General features: G+C 74.9%; 16 protein-coding genes. 10 read left to right on the forward strand and 6 right to left on the reverse strand.

Annotated elements, in window-relative coordinates; all coding sequences use genetic code 11:
* The first annotated feature begins 34 nt into the window (after positions 1-34).
* From def to ACZ6ZR_RS19105, 5 genes are all read left to right on the forward strand, one after another.
* Positions 35-577, forward strand: a complete 543-nt coding sequence (def, locus tag ACZ6ZR_RS19085; protein WP_465643760.1) for a peptide deformylase — start codon at positions 35-37, stop codon at positions 575-577.
* Between the two features lie 66 nt (positions 578-643).
* On the forward strand, positions 644-1582 hold the full coding sequence (gene fmt, locus ACZ6ZR_RS19090; RefSeq protein WP_465643762.1) for a methionyl-tRNA formyltransferase: 939 nt from the start codon (positions 644-646) through the stop codon (positions 1580-1582).
* Between the two features lie 9 nt (positions 1583-1591).
* On the forward strand, positions 1592-1879 hold the full coding sequence (locus ACZ6ZR_RS19095) for a hypothetical protein (RefSeq protein WP_465643764.1): 288 nt from the start codon (positions 1592-1594) through the stop codon (positions 1877-1879).
* 45 nt (positions 1880-1924) lie between these two features.
* Positions 1925-3355: an RsmB/NOP family class I SAM-dependent RNA methyltransferase gene (locus ACZ6ZR_RS19100; RefSeq protein WP_465643766.1), complete on the forward strand. Its 1431-nt coding sequence runs from the start codon at positions 1925-1927 to the stop codon at positions 3353-3355.
* A gap of 92 nt (positions 3356-3447) precedes the next feature.
* Positions 3448-4422, forward strand: a complete 975-nt coding sequence (locus tag ACZ6ZR_RS19105; RefSeq protein ID WP_452171798.1) for an aldo/keto reductase — start codon at positions 3448-3450, stop codon at positions 4420-4422.
* Positions 4423-4524: 102 nt separating this feature from the next.
* Here the strand turns inward: ACZ6ZR_RS19105 and ACZ6ZR_RS19110 are convergent, their stop codons facing one another.
* From ACZ6ZR_RS19110 to ACZ6ZR_RS19120, 3 genes are all read right to left on the reverse strand, one after another.
* Positions 4525-4701 carry a hypothetical protein gene (locus ACZ6ZR_RS19110; protein ID WP_465643768.1) on the reverse strand — a complete coding sequence of 59 codons (177 nt, stop codon included), beginning with the start codon at positions 4699-4701 and terminating at the stop codon, positions 4525-4527.
* 118 nt (positions 4702-4819) lie between these two features.
* The gene (locus ACZ6ZR_RS19115) at positions 4820-6994 is read right to left on the reverse strand and encodes a sensor histidine kinase (protein ID WP_465643770.1); all 2175 of its coding nucleotides are present in this window, start codon (positions 6992-6994) and stop codon (positions 4820-4822) included.
* Between the two features lie 128 nt (positions 6995-7122).
* Positions 7123-8580, reverse strand: a complete 1458-nt coding sequence (locus ACZ6ZR_RS19120) for an FAD-binding oxidoreductase (RefSeq protein WP_465643772.1) — start codon at positions 8578-8580, stop codon at positions 7123-7125.
* Between the two features lie 140 nt (positions 8581-8720).
* Here ACZ6ZR_RS19120 and ACZ6ZR_RS19125 point away from each other — a divergent pair, with 140 nt between their 5' ends.
* The gene (locus tag ACZ6ZR_RS19125; protein WP_465643774.1) at positions 8721-9347 is read left to right on the forward strand and encodes a C39 family peptidase; all 627 of its coding nucleotides are present in this window, start codon (positions 8721-8723) and stop codon (positions 9345-9347) included.
* On the opposite strand, the gene ACZ6ZR_RS19130 is transcribed toward ACZ6ZR_RS19125, so the two are convergent.
* The gene (locus ACZ6ZR_RS19130; RefSeq protein WP_465643776.1) at positions 9305-10324 is read right to left on the reverse strand and encodes a phosphotransferase family protein; all 1020 of its coding nucleotides are present in this window, start codon (positions 10322-10324) and stop codon (positions 9305-9307) included. The two genes, ACZ6ZR_RS19125 and ACZ6ZR_RS19130, sit on opposite strands and share 43 nt — an antisense overlap.
* Before the next feature lie 236 nt (positions 10325-10560).
* Here ACZ6ZR_RS19130 and ACZ6ZR_RS19135 point away from each other — a divergent pair, with 236 nt between their 5' ends.
* Positions 10561-11310 (forward strand): class I SAM-dependent methyltransferase, encoded by a 750-nt coding sequence (locus tag ACZ6ZR_RS19135; protein WP_465643777.1) that lies wholly within the window; start codon positions 10561-10563, stop codon positions 11308-11310.
* Positions 11311-11385: 75 nt separating this feature from the next.
* Here ACZ6ZR_RS19135 and ACZ6ZR_RS19140 read toward each other — a convergent pair whose 3' ends face one another.
* A complete protein-coding gene (locus ACZ6ZR_RS19140) occupies positions 11386-12597 on the reverse strand; it encodes a low temperature requirement protein A (RefSeq protein ID WP_465643779.1) in 1212 nt (403 codons plus the stop codon).
* 289 nt (positions 12598-12886) lie between these two features.
* On the opposite strand from ACZ6ZR_RS19140, the gene ACZ6ZR_RS19145 reads away from it, so the two are divergent.
* Complete coding sequence (locus tag ACZ6ZR_RS19145) at positions 12887-14449, forward strand: ATP-dependent DNA ligase (protein WP_465643809.1); 1563 nt, start codon at positions 12887-12889, stop codon at positions 14447-14449.
* Positions 14450-14651: 202 nt separating this feature from the next.
* Here ACZ6ZR_RS19145 and ACZ6ZR_RS19150 read toward each other — a convergent pair whose 3' ends face one another.
* Positions 14652-15509 carry an SCO6745 family protein gene (locus ACZ6ZR_RS19150; RefSeq protein WP_465643781.1) on the reverse strand — a complete coding sequence of 286 codons (858 nt, stop codon included), beginning with the start codon at positions 15507-15509 and terminating at the stop codon, positions 14652-14654.
* A gap of 175 nt (positions 15510-15684) precedes the next feature.
* On the opposite strand from ACZ6ZR_RS19150, the gene rpe reads away from it, so the two are divergent.
* Both rpe and ACZ6ZR_RS19160 read left to right on the forward strand, forming a co-directional pair.
* Positions 15685-16368, forward strand: a complete 684-nt coding sequence (gene rpe, locus ACZ6ZR_RS19155; RefSeq protein ID WP_465643783.1) for a ribulose-phosphate 3-epimerase — start codon at positions 15685-15687, stop codon at positions 16366-16368.
* 164 nt (positions 16369-16532) lie between these two features.
* Complete coding sequence (locus tag ACZ6ZR_RS19160; RefSeq protein WP_465643785.1) at positions 16533-17492, forward strand: pirin family protein; 960 nt, start codon at positions 16533-16535, stop codon at positions 17490-17492.
* Positions 17493-17813: the final 321 nt, after the last annotated feature.

A 17813-nucleotide genomic window follows, 5' to 3' on the forward strand; every position in this document is an offset into this window, starting at 1 on the left:
CCCGTGCCAGATCGACCGTCAGGAGAGCCCCAGCATGGCGATTCAGCCGATCCGGCTGTTCGGCGACCCGGTCCTGCGGGCCACCGCGCGGCCCGTCACCACCTTCGACAAGGAGCTGCGCAGGCTGGTCAAGGACCTCACCGACACCATGGTCGACGCCCCCGGCGCGGGCCTCGCGGCCCCCCAACTCGGCGTCTCGCTCCGGGTGTTCACCTACCGGGTGGACGGCGTGCTGGGCCACCTGGTCAACCCCGACCTCTCGCTCAGCGAGGAGGAGCAGGACGGCCCCGAGGGCTGCCTCTCGCTCCCCGGCCTGCGCTTCGACACCAAGCGGGCGTACGGCGTGGTGGCCAAGGGCTTCACCATGTACGGCGACCCGGTGACGGTGGAGGGCACCCAGCTGCTGGCCCGCTGCATCCAGCACGAGACCGACCACCTCGACGGCATCATCTTCGTCGACCGGCTCGACCGCGAACGGCGCAAGGCCGCGCTCAAGGCCATCCGCGAGGCCGACTGGGGCGCCACGCCGCCGCAGGTCAGGCTCTCCCCGCACTCCACCTTCGGCTCCGCCCGCTGACGCCGCGCGAGCCCCGCCGACGTTCCCTGACGCCCGCTCAGAACCACCGCTAGGAAAGGCCCCCGCATGCGCCTCGTCTTCGCCGGCACCCCCGAGGTCGCCGTCCCCGCCCTGGACGCCCTGATCGCCTCCGACCGCCACGAGGTGGTCGCCGTGGTCACCCGTCCGGACGCGGTCGCCGGGCGCGGCCGCAAGCTGGTCGCCAGCCCCGTGGCCCAGCGGGCGGAAGAGGCCGGGATCGAGGTCCTCAAGCCGGTCAAGCCGAGCGACCCGGACTTCCTGGCCCGGCTGGCCGAACTCGCCCCGGACTGCTGCCCGGTGGTCGCCTACGGCGCCCTGATCCGGCCCGGCGCGCTGGAGATCCCCAAGCACGGCTGGGTCAACCTGCACTTCTCGCTGCTGCCGGCCTGGCGCGGGGCCGCGCCCGTGCAGCACGCGGTGCTGGCCGGTGACGAGGTCACCGGCGCCTCGACCTTCCTGATCGAGCAGGGGCTCGACTCCGGGCCGGTCTACGGCATCCTCACCGAGGAGATCCGCCCGAGCGACACCAGCGGCGAACTGCTCGGCCGCCTCGCCGTCTCCGGTGCCCGGCTGCTGACCGCCACCATGGACGGGCTGGAGGACGGCACCCTGCACGGCGTCCCGCAGCCGGCCGAGGGCGTCACCCTGGCCCCCAAGATCTCGGTCGAGGACGCCCGCATCGAGTGGACCCACCCCGCCCTGCGGGTCGACCGGGTGGTCCGCGGCTGCGCCCCCAACCCCGGCGCCTGGACCACCTTCCGCGGCGAGCGCCTCAAGCTCTCCGGCCCGGTCAAGCTCCTGACCGACAGCGCGGAGCTGGCCCCCGGCGAACTCGCCGTGGTCGGCAAGAACTCCGTCCGGGTCGGCACCGGCTCGCACGACGTGGAGCTCGGCGAGGTCCAGCCCCAGGGCAAGAAGCCGATGCGCGGCGCCGACTGGGCCCGAGGCGTCCGCCTCGAACCGGGCGAGCGCCTCGGCCTCTGAGGAGCCGTCATGTCGGACAAAGCTTCCCGGCCGGTGCTCGAACGCTGGCTCGGTGTCCGCACGGTGACCGTGCGGCGCTCCGCCTGGCAGCGGTTCGGCCACCCCGGGAGCGACTCGGGCTGGCCTCTGCTCGGGGCGCACCTCGCGCTCTTCGCCTTCCTGGCGCTGCGCTCCTTCGTGGGAGTGCTGCAGGGGTCGGCGCTGTTCGGCGCGCTCGCACTGGGCTTCGCCCTGGTGGCTGCCCGGACCGGGTGCGTGATGTGGTGGGTCGCCAGGCAGCGGGCCCGGGCCGCGTAAACTGGCCGTTCTGAGATCCGCAGCACCTTGTGAGAGGCCCCGCACGTGAGCACCCCCAGCGCCAAGCGTCCCCCGCGTCCGCACCGGCGTCCGAAGAAGGATCCGGCCCGGATCGTGGCGTTCAAGGCGTTGCGGGCGGTGGACGAGCGGGACGCGTACGCGAACCTGATCCTGCCCTCGCTGCTGCGGGAGGCGGAGCAGAAGGGGATGGACCGGCGGGACGCGGCGCTGGCCACGGAGCTGGTGTACGGGACGCTGCGGATGCAGGGGACGTACGACGCGGTGATCGCGGCGTGTGTGGACCGGCCGCTGCGGGAGGTGGACCCGCCGGTGCTGGACGTGCTGTCGCTGGGGGCGCACCAGCTGCTGACGACCCGTATCCCGAGCCACGCGGCGGTGTCGGCGACGGTGGAGCTGGCCCGGGTGGTGCTCGGGGACGGGCGGGCGAAGTTCGTCAACGCGGTGCTGCGCAAGATCAGCGCGCAGGACCTGGCGGCCTGGGTGGAGCAGATCGCGCCGCCGTACGAGCAGGACGCGGAGGACCACCTCGCGGTGGTGCACTCGCACCCGCGCTGGGTGGTGTCGGCGCTCTGGGACTCGCTCGGGCGCTGGCAGCCGCAGGCGAGCGGGCGGGCGGCGGTGGAGGAGCTGCTGGCGGCGGACAACGAGCGGCCCGCGGTCACCCTGGTGGCCCGGCCCGGGCGGTCCACGGTGGCCGAACTCCTGGACGCCAGGCCGGAGTCGGAGGCCGGCCGGTGGTCGCCGTTCGCGGTCCGGCTGGCCGAGGGCGGGGAGCCGGGCGGGATCGAGACGGTCCGCGAGGGCCGGGCCGGGGTGCAGGACGAGGGCAGCCAGCTGGTCGCGCTCGCGCTGGCGGCCGCGCCGGTCGAGGGCCGGGACGCGCTCTGGCTGGACGGCTGTGCCGGGCCGGGCGGCAAGGCGGCGCTGCTGGGCGCGCTGGCGGCCGAGCGCGGCGCCGCGCTGGTGGCCTCCGAGAAGCAGCCGCACCGGGCCCGCCTGGTGGCCCGCGCGCTCGACGGGAACCCGGGGCCGTACAGCGTGATCGTCGCGGACGGGACCCGGGCCGCCTGGGGCGAGGGCAGCTTCGACCGGGTGCTGGTGGACGTGCCCTGCTCGGGCCTGGGCGCGCTGCGCCGCCGCCCGGAGGCACGCTGGCGCCGCCGTCCCGAGGACATCGCGGGCTTCGGGCCGCTCCAGCGGGACCTGCTGCGCGGGGCGATCCGGGCCACCCGGCCCGGTGGTGTGGTCGGCTACGCGACCTGTTCCCCGCACCTGGCGGAGACCCGGGCGGTGGTCGACGACGTGCTGCGCGAGGGCCTGGGCGTGGAGTGGATCGACGCCCGGCCGCTGCTGCCGGAGATGCCGGGCCTGGGTGAGGGCCCGGACGTCCAGCTCTGGCCGCACCTGCACGGGACGGACGCGATGTACCTGGCGCTGTTCCGCCGGACCGCCTGAGCCACGCAGGGCCGGACGGAGAGTTGACGCTCCGTCGGAAACGGCCGGAAAGTGCTGGACAGCGGTGGCGGCCGGGCTGGAGGGTGGCCGGTATGGAGTACACCCAGCTCGGCCGCACCGGCCTGTCCGTCTCCCGCCTCTGCCTCGGCACGATGAACTTCGGCCCGCACACCACGGAGCCGGACTCGCACACCATCATGGACACCGCCCATGAGGTGGGCATCAACTTCTTCGACACCGCCAACGTCTACGGCGGCCCCGGCCACCGCGGCCGCACCGAGGAGATCCTCGGCAGCTGGTTCGCGCAGGGCGGCGGCCGCCGGGAGAAGACGGTGCTGGCCACCAAGCTCTACGGCCAGACCGGCGACTGGCCGAACGAGGGCCGGCTCTCCGCGCTGCACGTGCGGCGCGCGGTGGAGGACAGCCTGCGCCGGCTCGGCACCGACCACATCGACCTGTACCAGATGCACCACGTGGACCGGGCCACGCCGTGGGAGGAGATCTGGCAGGCGATGGAGGTGCTGGTCGCCCAGGGCAAGATCCTCTACGTGGGCTCCAGCAACTTCGGCGGCTGGCACCTGGCGCAGGCTCAGGAGGCCGCCAAGGCACGGCACTTCCTCGGCCTGGTCAGCGAGCAGTCCATCTACAACCTCGCGGTGCGCACCGTGGAGCTGGAGGTGGCCCCGGCCGCCGAGCACTACGGCATCGGCCTGATCCCGTGGTCCCCGCTGTTCAGCGGCATCCTCGGCGGGGTGCTGCGCAAGGAGCGCGAGGGTGTGCGGCGGCTGGCCGACGGCTGGGTGGCCGACGAGGTCGCCAAGCGGCGCGAGCAGCTGGAGGCGTACGAGGACTTCGCGGCCGAGCTGGGCGAGGAGCCGGGCGACATCGCGCTGGCCTGGCTGCTGAGCCGCCCGGCGGTCACCGCGCCGATCGTCGGCCCGCGCACCCTGGACCAGCTGCACGCGGCGGTGCGGGCGCTGGACCTGACGCTGGACCAGAAGTCGCTGGACCGGCTGGACGAGATCTTCCCGGGCTTCAAGCCCGCCCCGGAGGCCTACGCCTGGTAGGCGCCGGCTTCCGGGAAGGGGGCCGGGCCCCGGGGCGTGGTGCCCCGGGGCCCGGCCGGGTGACGGATGGTCAGCGGTGCGGCGCGGTCACTGGCGGCGCGGTCACTGCTTGGGGCAGTGGCCGGGGTCGGGCACGCAGGAGGTGTTCCTGCCGTGCGGTCGGCCCGGCAGCTTGCACCCGTTCTGGAGGTCGGCCGGGCCGCCCTTCCTGCTCCGCGCGTCCTGCTCGTCGTCGCCGGCCTGCCGGGCCGCGTCCTGCTGGGTCGGGTCGGGATTCATGACCGGGTCCTTCCTCCATGTGCCGGTCGATCAGCCGGTACTCCACAGACGCTACGGTCGGGGCGGTCCCGGCGCATGAGGCGGCGGTCCCGTCCCGGTCCCACGGGCCGTGCGCCGTTCAGGTGGTGACGGGTAGTGGCAGGACGGCCGTGGCCACCGTGCCGCCCGTGGCCGCCCTGGCCAGCGAGAAGCTGCCGCCCAGTTCCTCGGCCCGGTCGGCCATCGAGCGCAGGCCGATCCCGCGGCCCTCGGCCGGTGGGGTGAAGCCGCGGCCGTCGTCCGCCACCTCGGTCTCCAGGTGCCCGTTCCGGACGGTGACCGAGAGCCTGATCCGGGTGGCCCGGGCGTGCCGGACGGCGTTGTTGAGCGATTCGGCGCAGATCCGGTAGGCGGCCACCTCGACGGCGGCCGGCAGCGGCGGCAGCGGATCGGGCGTCAGCACGGTGGTGATCTGCGGCCCGGCCGCGGCGAGGCGGCCGACCAGGGTGGTGACGGCGCTGCCCAGCCCGTACCGGTCGAGCGCGGCGGGGGCGAGGCCGTCGGTGATGTGCCGCAGTTCGGTGATGGCCTGGCCGATGCCGGTCGAGACCTCGGCCAGCTGACGGTCGGCGGAGGTGCCGAGGCCGCCGCCGTCCGCCTGGTCCGCGTCCGCCTGGTCCGCGTCCGCCCGGGCCGCGTCCGCCCGGGCCGCGTCCGCGCGGATCGCGTCCACCCGCAGCCGCAGGCCGGAGAGCATCGGCCCCAGCCCGTCGTGCAGGTCGTGCCGCAGCCGGCGCCGGGCCTCCTCGCGGGCCAGTACGATCCGCTCCCGGCTGGCCTGGAGCTGCTCGTAGAGGCGGAGCGAGGCGACCGCCGGGGCGGCGTGCGCGGCGAGGGTGGCGAGGACGTCCGCGTCCTGCCGGTCGAGGGCGGCCTCGCCCGGCCGGGGCGGGACCAGCAGCTGTCCGATCACCTCGTTCTGATAGGTCATCGGGAAGGCCGTCGCGCCCGGCGGGTCGACGGTGCCCAGGGTGGCCAGCTCCGACTCGCCGTCCCTGGTCCGCACCACCACCTTGGCGCCGGGCAGCCGGAGCGTCCCCACCACGGTGGCGCAGACCAGCCCGGGCAGTTCGGCCGGGGAGACGGCCCGGCCCAGCTGGTCGGTCAGGCTGCGCACCACCTGGTAGGGCTCGGCCCGGTCGCCGTAGTAGTAGCGGTTCACCAGCCGGGTGGCCCAGCGCACGGTGGGGCGCAGCAGTATCCCGATCACCAGGGCGACCGGGGCGAGCAGCAGCCCGGTGGAGGCCGAGTCCGGCGGCAGCAGGCGGTAGGAGAGCAGCGCGGCGGCGCCGTAGCCGGTGATCAGCACGGTGGCGGTGAGCAGCCCCGTGAGCGCCCGCAGGGCGGGCCGGTCCAGGTGGAGCTCGCGGTCCCGGACGCAGGCCAGCGCGGTGGCGGCGGGCCAGGAGGCGGCGGTCAGGTACCAGAGCAGCTCGGTGACGGAGGAGCTCAGGCCCAGCAGCGAACCGAGCAGCACCACCACGATCCAGAGCAGGTACGGCAGCAGGATCGCCACCCCCGACACCCGGGCCCGCCCGCGCGAGCGGATCCAACGGACCGTCATCACCAGCAGGCTCACCCCGGCCACCGCGTCGCCCAGCCAGACGGCGTACGGCCAGTCGAGGGTCCACTCGTACGGGCGGGAGAACAGCTCGGCGTCGAGCGGCAGCGGCTGCCCGTACCAGGGGTCGAAGGCGCCGGTGCCGACGGTGGTCTGCACGGCGGCGAGCAGGGTCAGCAGCACCAGGTACGGCGGCCCCCAGTAGCGCGGCAGGCTGCCGCCGGGGAGGAAGAGCGGGAGGGCGAACAGGCCGAGCAGGAAGAGGCTCATGCCCGCGAGGGCGAGCACGCAGGCGAGGGTGAACAGGGGTGTCCCGGGCGTGAGTTCGGCGGTGGCGGCGGGCAGCGCCTCGGCCAGCACCGCGCCCGCGCCGCCGGCCAGCAGCAGCCGGCCCAGGCCGACCGCCGGGTGCTGGGTGGCGAACAGCACCCCGGCCAGCGCCATCCCGGTGCCGGTCACCACCTGCACCCCGCCGTAGCCGGAGGCGAACTCCAGCAGCTCCTCGTTGCTGCTGCCCAGCACCACCAGCACCCAGACCAGGGCACCGAGCAGGGTGACGGCGAAGACCGTGTAGGCGGGCAGCAGGCTCGGCCGTCCGCCGGCGTCGTCTCCTTGGATGCCGGACGGACGGAAGGGCGGTGGGCCGGGCGGGTGGGTGGCAGTGCCGGGGGTGGCCACTTCGGGTGTGGTCATGCGGGCCTCCTGCCCGGAGGGCGCCACCGCTCATGCGGCCCGGCCCGGGTTTCACTCTTCCGGTCCGTCCGCCCGGGCACCAGGGGCGGTCGTCCCGCCTCGGTCCTCCGTGTCCGCAGGAGGGATGGTCACCGGATGGCCTGGGGGAAGTCGAAGGCGCGGCCGGGGTCGTAGGCCGTCTTGGCGGCTTCGAGGCGGGGGAGGTGCTCGCCGTAGTAGGCGGTGGGCCAGTCGGGGAGGGTGGGGTCGCGGTAGTTCTGGTAGGCGTGGCCGTTGGCGTAGGGGGCGAGGGTGGTGCGGGCGTCGGTGACCCATTGGAGGTGGGGGGTGGGGTCGGTGTCGGGGGGCCATTCGGTGATGAGCTGGGTGAGCAGGACCGAGGTGCGGTGGCGGAAGGCGGTGGCGTCGGTGGGGACGCGGTTCACGGCTCCGCCGAGGGCGGTGAAGGTGAGGGAGGCGGGGACGGGGTCGCGTCGTTCGGCGAAGCGGCGCAGGGCGGTGAGGGCGGGGTCGGGGAGGTGGTCGTCGAAGAAGTGGGAGGCGGCGGCGAAGGCCCGGCTCTCCTCGCGCAGGCAGTCCTGTTCGCTGCGGCAGCCGGCGTAGGCGAGCACGGTGTCGAGGTACGGGCGGGTGACGACCTCCTCGGAGGTGGTGCGGCCGGTGCGGGCGAGGAGGGGGGCGGTGAGGCGGCGGAGTTCGTCGGCCGGGCCGAGGAGGATGCCGCCGGCGTCGACCGACGGGCCGTCAGGGCCGGTCCAGACGTGGAAGTTCGACCAGAGCCGGTCGGGTGCGGCGAAGGCCCAGCGCTGCCATTCGGCGAGGGCGTGCATGGCGTCGGGCCAGTCCCAGGAGTACTGGAAGTAGGTGCAGGCCGGGGCCGGGTGGGTGCGGAACCGGAGCGAGGTGACCACTCCGAAGTTGCCGTTGCCCGCGCCGCGCAGTGCCCAGAACAGTTCGGGCTCGCGGTCGAGGTCGCAGCGGAGGGTGGTGCCGTCGGCCAGGACCACCTCGGCCTCCAGCAGGCTGTCGCAGGTCAGCCCGTGGGCGCGGCTGGTGACGCCGTGTCCGCCGCCGAGGGCGAGGCCGGCCAGACCGACGGTGGGGCAGCTTCCGGCGGGGACGGTGACGCCGTGCCGGGCGAGTGCGCTGTAGACGGTGATCAGCGGGGTGCCGGGGCCGATCTCGGCCTCCGTTCCGGTCTGACCCTCCGTCACCCGGACGGAGTTCAGGCCCGCCAGGTCGATCACCAGGGGTGCGTCGCTGGACCAGCCGCCGTAGCAGTGGCCGCCGCTGCGGACGGCGAAGCGCAGGCCGTGGCGGCGGGAGAAGCGCAGGCATTCGGCGACGTCGGCGGTGTCGGCGCAGCGGGCGACGGCCTCGGGGCGGGCCCGGTCGGCGAAGCGGAGGTTGCGGGGGAGGCGGGCGGGGTCGTAGCGCGGGTCGCCGGGGCGGAGGAGCGAGCCGTGGAGGGCGGAGGCGAGACCGGTCCAGTCGGGGCCGGTGGCGGCGGTCGCGCGGGAGGGGGTGGGGGCCAGGACGGCGCCCAGGCCGAGGGTGAGGACGGTGCGACGGCTGGGGGCGGTCATGGGGACACGGTAGGCGGGCGGGTGCTTCGTGGGCAGAGGGCGCGCGGTGTGTGAGGGAGTTGCGGAAGCGCGACACCCGGTGTGACCAAGAGTGCCGCGCATGGTCGGCGCCGCCCCGGTGGATGGGTGAGGATTATCAGATGAAGCCGATCACTCATCAGGTCCCGTACCACGCGCAGTGGGAGTCGCCCGAGCTGGTGCCCGGGATCCTGGCCGGGACGGCGCTCGCGGTGGACGACCCGCTGTGGGCCAGATCGGGGGCGGCCGACGAGGAGGAGTACGAGTACTGGTCGTGGCGGCTGTGCGGGGTGGCCTGCCTGCGGATGGCGCTGGACTTCTGGTGGGGCGTCAGCCCGCCCGCCGTCCGGCTGGCCGAGGAGTGCCTGGCCGCCGGGGCGTACGTGCGGCATCCGGACGGGCGGCTGGACGGGCTGATCCACGCGCCGTTCGCGGAGTACGTCCGGACCAGGTGGGGGCTGTACGCCGAGGCGCGGTCGCCGCTCTCCGAGGCGGAGATCCGGGAGGAGTTGGCGGTGGGCCGGCTGGTGATGCTCTCGGTGCACCCCTCGATCCGCAGCCTGGACCCGGACCCGCCGCGGCAGGGCGGCCATCTGGTGCTCGCGGTCGGCGCCTCGGACGAGGAGCTGCTGATCCATAACCCCTCGGGCTTCCCGGACGGTTCGCAGAGCTTCGCCCGGGTGCCCTGGGACGCGCTGCCGCGCTACTACGCGGGGCGCGGCATCGTGCTCGGCGGTCCGTCCGCGTAGAGGATTCCGGTGATGTGGTCCTCCAGGCGGCTGGTCAGCAGGGACGGGGTGAGGTCGGTGCGGCCGAGGTCGCGCCAGGGGGTGGCGACCTTCTCGGCGTCGGGGGCGAAGGCGAGGGCGTCGAGCAGGCGCCAGTAGCGGCGGGCCTCGGGGGTGGGGGCGAGCCGGCCGCCGGCCGCGCGGTAGCGGTCGGGGAAGCGGAGGCCGGCCGGGGCGCCGTGCAGCAGGGCGAGGGCGGTGGAGCAGTGGGCGACGTCCAGGTCGGCCGGGCCCCAGGAGGTCTCGACCCAGTCCACCACCCCGCTGATCCGCAGGTCGGGGCCCTCGCCGGAGAAGAGCACATTGCCGGGGTGGTAGTCCCGGTGCAGGAAGCGGCCGGTGTACGGGGGCGGGGTCTGGCGGAGCACGTCGACCGCCTCCCGCCAGAGCTCGGGGCGGGTGGTGTGCTCCGGCACCCGGACGCGTTCGGGGGCGGTCCAGGCCTGGTAGGCGCGGGGGCGCTGACGGTCGGTCACCTCGGTGCGGTGGATCGCGGCCAGTTGACGGGCCAGCAGATCGGCGCGCTGCTCGGCGTCCTGGCTGTCCTGGCTGTCCTGGCCGTCCAGCCGGACGGTGCCCGGGAGCAGGGTCATCAGGAGGGAGGGGTGGTCGCAGTGCGCGCCGGTGGCGTCCACCGCCACCAGGGTGGCGGCCGGGATGTCGGTGGGGCCGAGCAGGCCCAGGATGTCGGCCTCGCGGGTGAGCAGGCCGTCCGCGTGCTCCAGGAAGAAGGGCTGCACGAAGGAGCGCAGGACGAGGGAGCGTCCGCCGTCCGGGCCTTCGGCGCGCAGCTTGCGCATCTCGGAGGTCCAGCCGCCGCGTAGCCGTTCGGCCGCCACGATCCTTGCGCCGGGCGGGAGTTGGGCCTCCACCCAGGCCCGGGTCCTCGCCCAGCCGTGGTCGTCGATCGTGGTCGTGGTGTGCGCTGCCTGGTCCATGGTCGGGAGCCTAGTGCCGTGCCCGGCAAGGTTTGCCCCGTCGCGCCGCCCGGCACGCACTCTCGCCGCACCGGCCAAAAGCCCGGGTAGCTCCGCTACGACGGGCCTTCGCCCGGCACGCCGATAGCACGCACCGAACGACGCGACGGGGCAAACCTTGCCGGGCACGGCACTAGGCACGGCGCGGTGGCCGGTGCGGTGGAATTACGGGTGGATGCTCACGGAAGGGGTGGCTGGTGCTGGACTACGACGACGAGGCCGGGAGTTACGACGAGACCCGGGGTGGGGCGCCGAGGGCGGCGGCCGCGGCGGGGGCGCTGGAGCGGTTGCTGCCGCAGGGGCCCGGCACCGCGGTGCTGGACCTCGCCTGCGGGACGGGCATCGTGACGGAGCGGCTGCTGCGGCCCGGGCGGCGGGTGGTGGGGGTGGACCTCTCCGCCGGGATGCTGGGGGTGGCGGCGCGGCGGGTGCCGGGCGGGGTGGTGTGCGCGGACGCGACGCGGCTGCCGCTGGCGGGCGGCAGCGTGGACGCCGTGGTGATGGTCTGGCTGCTGCACCTGGTGCCGGGGCCGGTGGCGGAGGCGGTGTTCGCGGAGGCGGCCAGGGTGGTGCGGCCCGGCGGGGTGGTGGTCACCACCGTGGACAAGGGCGGGGCGTCCTTCGCCGAGGACAGCGACGTGGCCCGGATCACGACGGGGCTGCGCGAGCGGTACGCGCCGCATGCCGCCGACGGGTTCGAGCGGGTGCGGGGCTGGGCGGCGGGGATGGGGCTGGGGGTCGTCGGGGAGACGGCGTTCCCCGGGGTCGGTCAGGGTCGCAGCCCGCGTCACTGGCGGGAGCAGGTCGCCGAGGGGCGGGTGGCGTGGGCGGCGGGTGCCCCGGAAGCGGTGGAGGTCGCGGAGGTGGGGCGTCGGCTGCGGGAGCTGCCCGGGCAGGACGTGCCGCGGCCGGACCCGCTGTACCGCGTGGTGGCCTTCGGGGGCTGAGGGAGCTCGCCCAGGGCCGGCTGGGGGTGGCCCTGGGCGAGCGGTTCGGGGGTGGTGGGACGCGGTGACGGGGGGTCAGATCGGGCGGAGGTTGCGGCGGAGTTCGGCGTAGCGGCGGGTCTCGGCGGAGGCGACGGCGGCCAGCAGGACCGCCACCCCGGCCAGTCCGGCGACCGGGGGGAGCTCGGCGGCGACCGGGGCCCAGCCGAGGAGGGGGAGTAGGGCGCCGAGGCGGACGGGGCTCCAGGTGTGGTGCAGGATCCGCCCGAACAGGACCAGGCCGGTGAGGTAGACGGCGGGCCCGCCGCACAGCGCGGCGGCGTAGAAGCCGCCGAGCGCCTCGCCGTCGGCGGCGTGGGCGACCACGCCCTCCACGCCGAGGGCGGTGATCACGACGCCGGCCACGATCGGGAAGTGCGCGTAGCCGTACGCCCGGATGGCCAGGCCGGGCCGTTCGGAGTCCTCCGCGCCGCGCAGCCGGTGCTCGCCGTGCAGGGCGGCCACGTCGAAGTAGAGCCACCAGAGGCCGAGGGCGACCGCGACGCCGAGCACGGCGGCGCCCAGCAGGGGGCCGGTGACGGGCTGGTCGGCGGCGCCCGCGCCCATCGCCAGCAGGGACTCGCCGATCGCGATGATCATGAAGAGCTCGTGCCGCTCGGCGAACCAACCCGCGTCGTGGATACGCCAGTTGCCGCGCCGGGAGGTCACGTACACGCCGCCCCAGTCCACCAGGATGGCCACCGCCACGAAGACGGTCTGCACCTCGCCGCCGATCAGCGCCCCGGCCACCAGCAGCCCGGCCCCGGCCAGCACCGGTGCCCAGGAGATCGCCACCTGCCGCACCAGGTCCTGGTCGCCCCGGGCCAGCACGCTGTAGAGCACCAGGTGCACGCAGCGCACCGAAAGGTAGGCCGCGGCCAGCACCACCGGTCCTGACAGTCCGTCGGGCGCGTCGTGCCAGGCCTCCGGGACGGCCAGGGCCACCACGAACATCCCGGCCATCGCCAGCGACATCCCGGCCCGCACCACGCCCGGGTCGGCCCGGGCCTGGTTGCCCAGCCAGGCGTACGCCGACCAGGAGAACCAGACCAGCGCGAGCAGCAGCAGTCCGCGCAGCACGCTGACGCCGTCGTGCTCGTGCGCCATCGCGCTGGTGACCTTGGTCAGCACGAAGACGTAGACCAGGTCGAAGAACAGCTCGAAGGTGGTCACCCGGTTCCCGGCCAGGACGGAGCCGACCCGGCTCGTCGGGCTGCTGTTCCCGGTCCGTTCCACCAAGGTCCGCACTGCTCGTCCTCCTCCGGTTCCGGGAGCGCCGGGGAGCGCTCGTGACGGGCAGCCTGGCACGCAGGGGGCCGCCGGGGGCCGTGCCGGGCTGTGGTGATGGGTGTGAACAGGATTGCCCGGTGGGGGAGTTGGCGGTACGCGGGGAAGCGGTGCGGTCCGTACTCCGTCCGGTCGGGACGGGTACTTCGGGGAGTGTGCGGTGTGGTGGTCGGGCGCGGCGGGGCGGTGGTGGGGAGGAGGGCGGCGCATGATGGGGAACCGGGGGCCGTCGAGGTCGGAGGAGTGGTCCGTGCTGCTGGAGCGGTTGGCGTCGACCTCGCGGGCGGTGGCCGGGGAGGCGGGGCGGAACGGGAAGGTGACGCTGATCGCGGACTGCCTGCGGGAGTTGGGGCCGTCCGAGATCCCGGCGGCGGTCGCGCTGCTGTCCGGCGAGGCGCGGCGGGCCGGGGTCGGATGGGCGGCGCTGCGGGAGCTGCCGGCGGCGGCCGGTACGGCGAGTCTCGGGGTGGCGGAGGCCGAGGCGCTGCTGGTGCGGCTCGGGGAGGTGCACGGCGCGGGGGCCCGGGCCGAGCGGGCCCGGCTGCTGGGGGAGCTGTTCGGGCGGGCCACCGAGGTCGAGCAGGAGTTCCTGCGGGCCGTGCTGGTGGGGGAGTTGAGACAGGGCGCGCTGGACGCGCTGATGGGTGACGCGGTGGCGAAGGCGGCCGGGGTGCCGGCGGCGGCGGTGCGGCGGGCGCTGATGCTGCGCGGTTCGGCACGGGCGGTGGCGGAGACGGCGCTGACCGGCGGGGTGACGGCGCTGCGGGCGTTCGGCCTGGAGCTGGGGCGGCCGGTGCGGCCGATGCTCGCCGCCTCCGCGCCGGACGTGGCGGCGGCGCTGGAGAAGGCGGGGAAGGGCGAGCCGGCCGGGGTGGAGTGGAAGCTGGACGGCATCCGGGTGCAGGTGCACCGGGAGGGCGGCCGGGTCTCGGTCTTCACCCGCGGCCTGGACGAGATCACCACGCGGGTGCCGGAGGTGGTCGAGGCCGCGCTCTCCCTGGACCTCGGCAGCGCCGTCCTCGACGGCGAGGCGATCGCGCTCGGGCCCGGCGGCCGCCCCCGGCCGTTCCAGGAGACCGCCGCCCGGACCGCCTCGCGCCAGGACCCGGCCGCGCTGCGCGCCGAGACCCCGCTGAGCGTCCTCTTCTTCGACCTGCTGCACCACGACGGCACCGACCTGCTCGACCGTCCGGCCGCCGAACGCTGGGCCGCGCTGGAGCGGCTCGTCCCCGAGGGCCTGCGGGTGCCACGGGTCGTCACGGCCGGGGCGGGCGAGGCGGAGGGGTTCTTCGCGGAGGCGCTGGCGCACGGTCACGAGGGCGTGGTGGTGAAGGAGTTGACGGCGCCGTACGCGGCGGGGCGGCGCGGGGCGGGCTGGATCAAGGTCAAGCCCCGGCACACCCTGGACCTGGTGGTGACCGCCGCCGAGTGGGGCAGCGGGCGGCGGCAGGGGTGGCTCAGCAACCTGCACCTGGCCGCCCGCAACCCCGAGGAGGCGGGGCGGGAGGTCGGGCCGGAGCCGGGGCTGGAGCCGTGGGTGATGCTCGGGAAGACGTTCAAGGGGCTGACCGACGAGCTGCTCCGGTGGCAGACCGAGCAGCTGCTCGCCCGGGAGACCCACCGGGACGCGTACACGGTGTACGTACGGCCCGAGTTGGTGGTGGAGATCGCCTTCGACGGGCTCCAGCGCAGCCCCCGCTACCCGGCCGGGCTGGCGCTGCGGTTCGCCCGGGTGCTGCGGTACCGGGAGGACAAGCGGGCGGAGGAGGCGGACACGATCGCCACCGTCCGGGCCCTGGCCGTCGCCCCGTAGGGCCTCGCTGAGGGGCGGGTCGGGGGCGGACCCCGATGACGGGTGGTCAGGGGGCGGACAGGATCGGGGCATGACCACTTCGCAGCGCGCATCCGGAGGACGGCTCCTGAGCCTCCTCGCCGGCACGGCCGTCGGCCTGGCCACCCTGTTCGGCGGCGGCTACCTGCCCTGGCCGGGCTGACGAGGAGGCGGGCCCCGGGGGTCAGCTGCTGACGGGCAGTCCGATCGGGTTGAGGGTGGGCAGCTCGGCGCGACACGCGGTGGCGATCGGGGTGAGCGCGTCGGCCAGCTGGTCCAGCTCGGCGCGGTGGAAGGTGCCGGACCAGACCCGGGAGGCGGCCAGGTCGGTGGCGGCCTCCAGGGCCTGGTGGCGGTGGCGGCCGTCGGGGGAGACGGTGCCGTCCGGGTTGAGCCAGCCCCGGGTGGTGAGGCGGGCGGCGGCCGCGTCCCACTCCTCGTCCGTCCAGCCGCGGAACGGCTGGAGCTGCTCGCGCCGGGTGTCCAGCGCGCAGCGCAGCACCAGCGCCTCGCAGCCGTCCAGGCCCTCGCTGACCAGGGCGGCCATGTGCCCGTCGCCCCGGTGCTCGCGCAGCACGGTGGTGGCGTGCCAGAGCCGGGCCAGCCTCCCCTCGGGCCGCGGCAGGGCCGCGTTGGCGGCGGCCAGCACCCGGCCGGAACAGTCCAGCCCGGCCACCCCGCGCTCCAGCAGCTCCACCGAACGGTCGATCAGATCCGGCTTCACCTCGGCCAGTACGCGCTCCAGCGCGGCGACCGACCCGTCCAGCCGGGCCGCCAGCGCCGCCTCCGGGGTGGCCCTGGTCCAGACGTCCGGCAGGGCCCGCTCCACCATCTGCGGCGCGAAGTTGAAGAAGGCGGCCACCACCGGCGGCGCGTCCACCGGCCCGAGCGGCGCGGCCCGGCCGGCGAAGTACCCGCGCCAACTGCCGCGCAGCCCGGCCGCCTCGAAGGCCGCCCGGCCCTCAGGAGTGAAGTAGGTGAGAGCGTGCACGGGCTCGAAGAGCCACCACAGTGCGCGGGCGGGGTGGACCGGCTGGGCCATCGGGGACCTCTCGGGTGGGGCGGCGGGCCGGTGCGGCCAGCTGCCACGACCCGGGGCGCCGCTGTGACGCGGGTCACCCGCCCCCCGGGCTCTCACCGCCCGCCTCGGGCAGGGGAGATGATGGTGCCGGACGGCTGCTCCGGCCGCTCCGCACCGAGTCTGAAGGTTCCCTCATATGGCCCAGATCAACCCCAGCATCCTGTCCTCGGACTTCGCCCGCCTGGCCGAGGAGGCGGAGGCCGTCCGAGGCGCGGACTGGCTGCACGTGGACGTGATGGACAATCACTTCGTCCCCAACCTCACGCTGGGCGTCCCGGTCGTGGAGTCGCTCGCCCGGGCCACCGACATCCCGCTCGACTGCCACCTGATGATCGAGCAGCCCGACCGCTGGGCCCCGCAGTACGTGGAGGCCGGCGCCGGTTCGGTGACGTTCCACGCCGAGGCCGCCGCCGCCCCCGTCCGGCTGGCCCGCGAGATCCGCGCCAAGGGCGCGCGGGCCTCGATGGCCCTCAGGCCGGCCACCCCCATCGAGCAGTACGAGGACCTGCTGCCCGAGCTGGACATGATCCTGATCATGACCGTGGAGCCCGGCTTCGGCGGGCAGGCCTTCCTCGACATCATGCTGCCGAAGATCCGCCGCACCCGTGAACTGATCGCCAAGCACGGCCTGGACCTCTGGCTCCAGGTCGACGGCGGCGTCGCGGCCTCCACCATCGAGCGCTGCGCCGAGGCCGGCGCGGACGTCTTCGTGGCCGGCTCGGCGGTGTACGGGGCGGGTGACCCGGCCGAGGCGGTCCGCGCGCTGCGGGCGCAGGCGGAGGCGGCCACGGCGGGGGCTGCCTGGGCCTGCGGGCACTGAGCCTTCTCGGAGTACCTCTCGGAGTACGTCTCGGCGGGCAACCTGACAGGGCGGGGACCGATCCCCGCCCTTCGGTTTGCTGCGGGCCCGAACTGACGGATGATCGGATGCGTTCCGTTGGTGTCCCGCCCCCGCCCCGCCGAGCCGGATGGAGTGCTCCCGCGATGAGCAACCTCGACCTCAAGCCCACCCCGACCCCCTGCGGCGGAGAGGCCGGCTCCGGCCCGGTCAAGCAGCTGATGACGGGTCGGCTGGTCCAGCTGGGAGAGTCCACCGAGGTCCGCCGCCTGCTGCCCAACCTCGGTCGGCGGATGGTCGGCGCCTGGTGCTTCGTCGACCACTACGGCCCGGACGACATCACCGACGAGCCCGGCATGCAGGTCCCGCCCCACCCGCACGCCGGCCTGCAGACCGTCAGCTGGCTGCACGAGGGCTCCGTCCTGCACCGCGACAGCCTCGGCAGCCTGCAGCAGGTCCGGGCCCGCGAGCTCGGCCTGATGACCTCTGGCCGGGGCATCACCCACTCCGAGGAGTCCCCCCAGCAGCACGCCCGCTACCTGCACGGCGCCCAGCTCTGGGTCGCCCTCCCGGACGCGCACCGGCAGACGGCCCCCACCTTCGAGCACCACCCCGCGCTCCCCACCGTCACCGCCACCGGCCTGGACGCCACTGTCATCCTCGGCACCCTGGACGGCGCCGCCTCCCCGGGCACCACGTACACCCCGCTGGTCGGCGCCGACCTGACGCTCCGTGAGGGCGCCTCCCACGGGCTCCCGTTGGAGCCCGAGTTCGAGTACGCCGTCCTCTCGATGTCCGGCTCCGTGGACGTGGACGGCGTCCGGGTCGAGCCCGGCTCGATCCTCTACCTCGGCACCGGCCGCCGCGAACTCCCGCTGCTGGCCCGCACCGACGCCTCGCTGCTGCTGCTCGGCGGGGTCCCGTTCGAGGAGCACCTGGTGATGTGGTGGAACTTCATCGCCCGATCCGGTGAGGAGATCGTACAAGCACGGACGGAGTGGATGGAAGGGTCGCTCTTCGGCGAGGTGCACGGCTACGACGGCGCCCGTCTGGCCGCCCCGGAGCTGCCGCCGGTGCCGCTCAAGCCGCGCGGACGGGTGCGCTGACCTGCTGAGATGCCACCTCGCATGCGGTATACAGCTCGCCGTTCGAAGACTTTGCCGTCAGGCCATGGGTAGGTTGTCGGCGGGACGCTGAGTCCTGCCGGTTGGCGTGCTGCTGCCGTCTGAGGCGGGGGCGACGTCCTGCAAGTAGCGCCGGGTGTAGCAGGGTGCGGGTGGATGCTTGCTGACTTTTTGCTGACTTGTCTGAGGGTTCGTCAGGCGCGGGTAGTCGGAGTGGGCGCAGTCCTGGGTCAGACGTCGTGCAGCGGCTGCGGGGCTCCCCAGGTAGGCGTGCGTGTCGTGACGGTGGTCAACGGACGATCT

This window comes from Kitasatospora sp. NPDC088742 (genome assembly GCF_055584905.1).

Excerpts from the sequence above, each read along its gene's own strand:
- ACZ6ZR_RS19110 (WP_465643768.1), bottom strand. The coding sequence starts at position 4,701 with ATGAATCCCGACCCGACCCAGCAGGACGCGGCCCGGCAGGCCGGCGAC.
- def (WP_465643760.1), top strand. The coding sequence starts at position 35 with ATGGCGATTCAGCCGATCCGGCTGTTCGGCGACCCGGTCCTGCGGGCC.
- ACZ6ZR_RS19130 (WP_465643776.1), bottom strand. The coding sequence starts at position 10,324 with ATGGACCAGGCAGCGCACACCACGACCACGATCGACGACCACGGCTGG.
- rpe (WP_465643783.1), top strand. The coding sequence starts at position 15,685 with ATGGCCCAGATCAACCCCAGCATCCTGTCCTCGGACTTCGCCCGCCTG.
- ACZ6ZR_RS19120 (WP_465643772.1), bottom strand. The coding sequence starts at position 8,580 with ATGACCGCCCCCAGCCGTCGCACCGTCCTCACCCTCGGCCTGGGCGCC.
- ACZ6ZR_RS19115 (WP_465643770.1), bottom strand. The coding sequence starts at position 6,994 with ATGACCACACCCGAAGTGGCCACCCCCGGCACTGCCACCCACCCGCCC.
- ACZ6ZR_RS19150 (WP_465643781.1), bottom strand. The coding sequence starts at position 15,509 with ATGGCCCAGCCGGTCCACCCCGCCCGCGCACTGTGGTGGCTCTTCGAG.
- ACZ6ZR_RS19125 (WP_465643774.1), top strand. The coding sequence starts at position 8,721 with ATGAAGCCGATCACTCATCAGGTCCCGTACCACGCGCAGTGGGAGTCG.
- ACZ6ZR_RS19160 (WP_465643785.1), top strand. The coding sequence starts at position 16,533 with ATGAGCAACCTCGACCTCAAGCCCACCCCGACCCCCTGCGGCGGAGAG.
- ACZ6ZR_RS19105 (WP_452171798.1), top strand. The coding sequence starts at position 3,448 with ATGGAGTACACCCAGCTCGGCCGCACCGGCCTGTCCGTCTCCCGCCTC.
- ACZ6ZR_RS19095 (WP_465643764.1), top strand. The coding sequence starts at position 1,592 with ATGTCGGACAAAGCTTCCCGGCCGGTGCTCGAACGCTGGCTCGGTGTC.
- fmt (WP_465643762.1), top strand. The coding sequence starts at position 644 with ATGCGCCTCGTCTTCGCCGGCACCCCCGAGGTCGCCGTCCCCGCCCTG.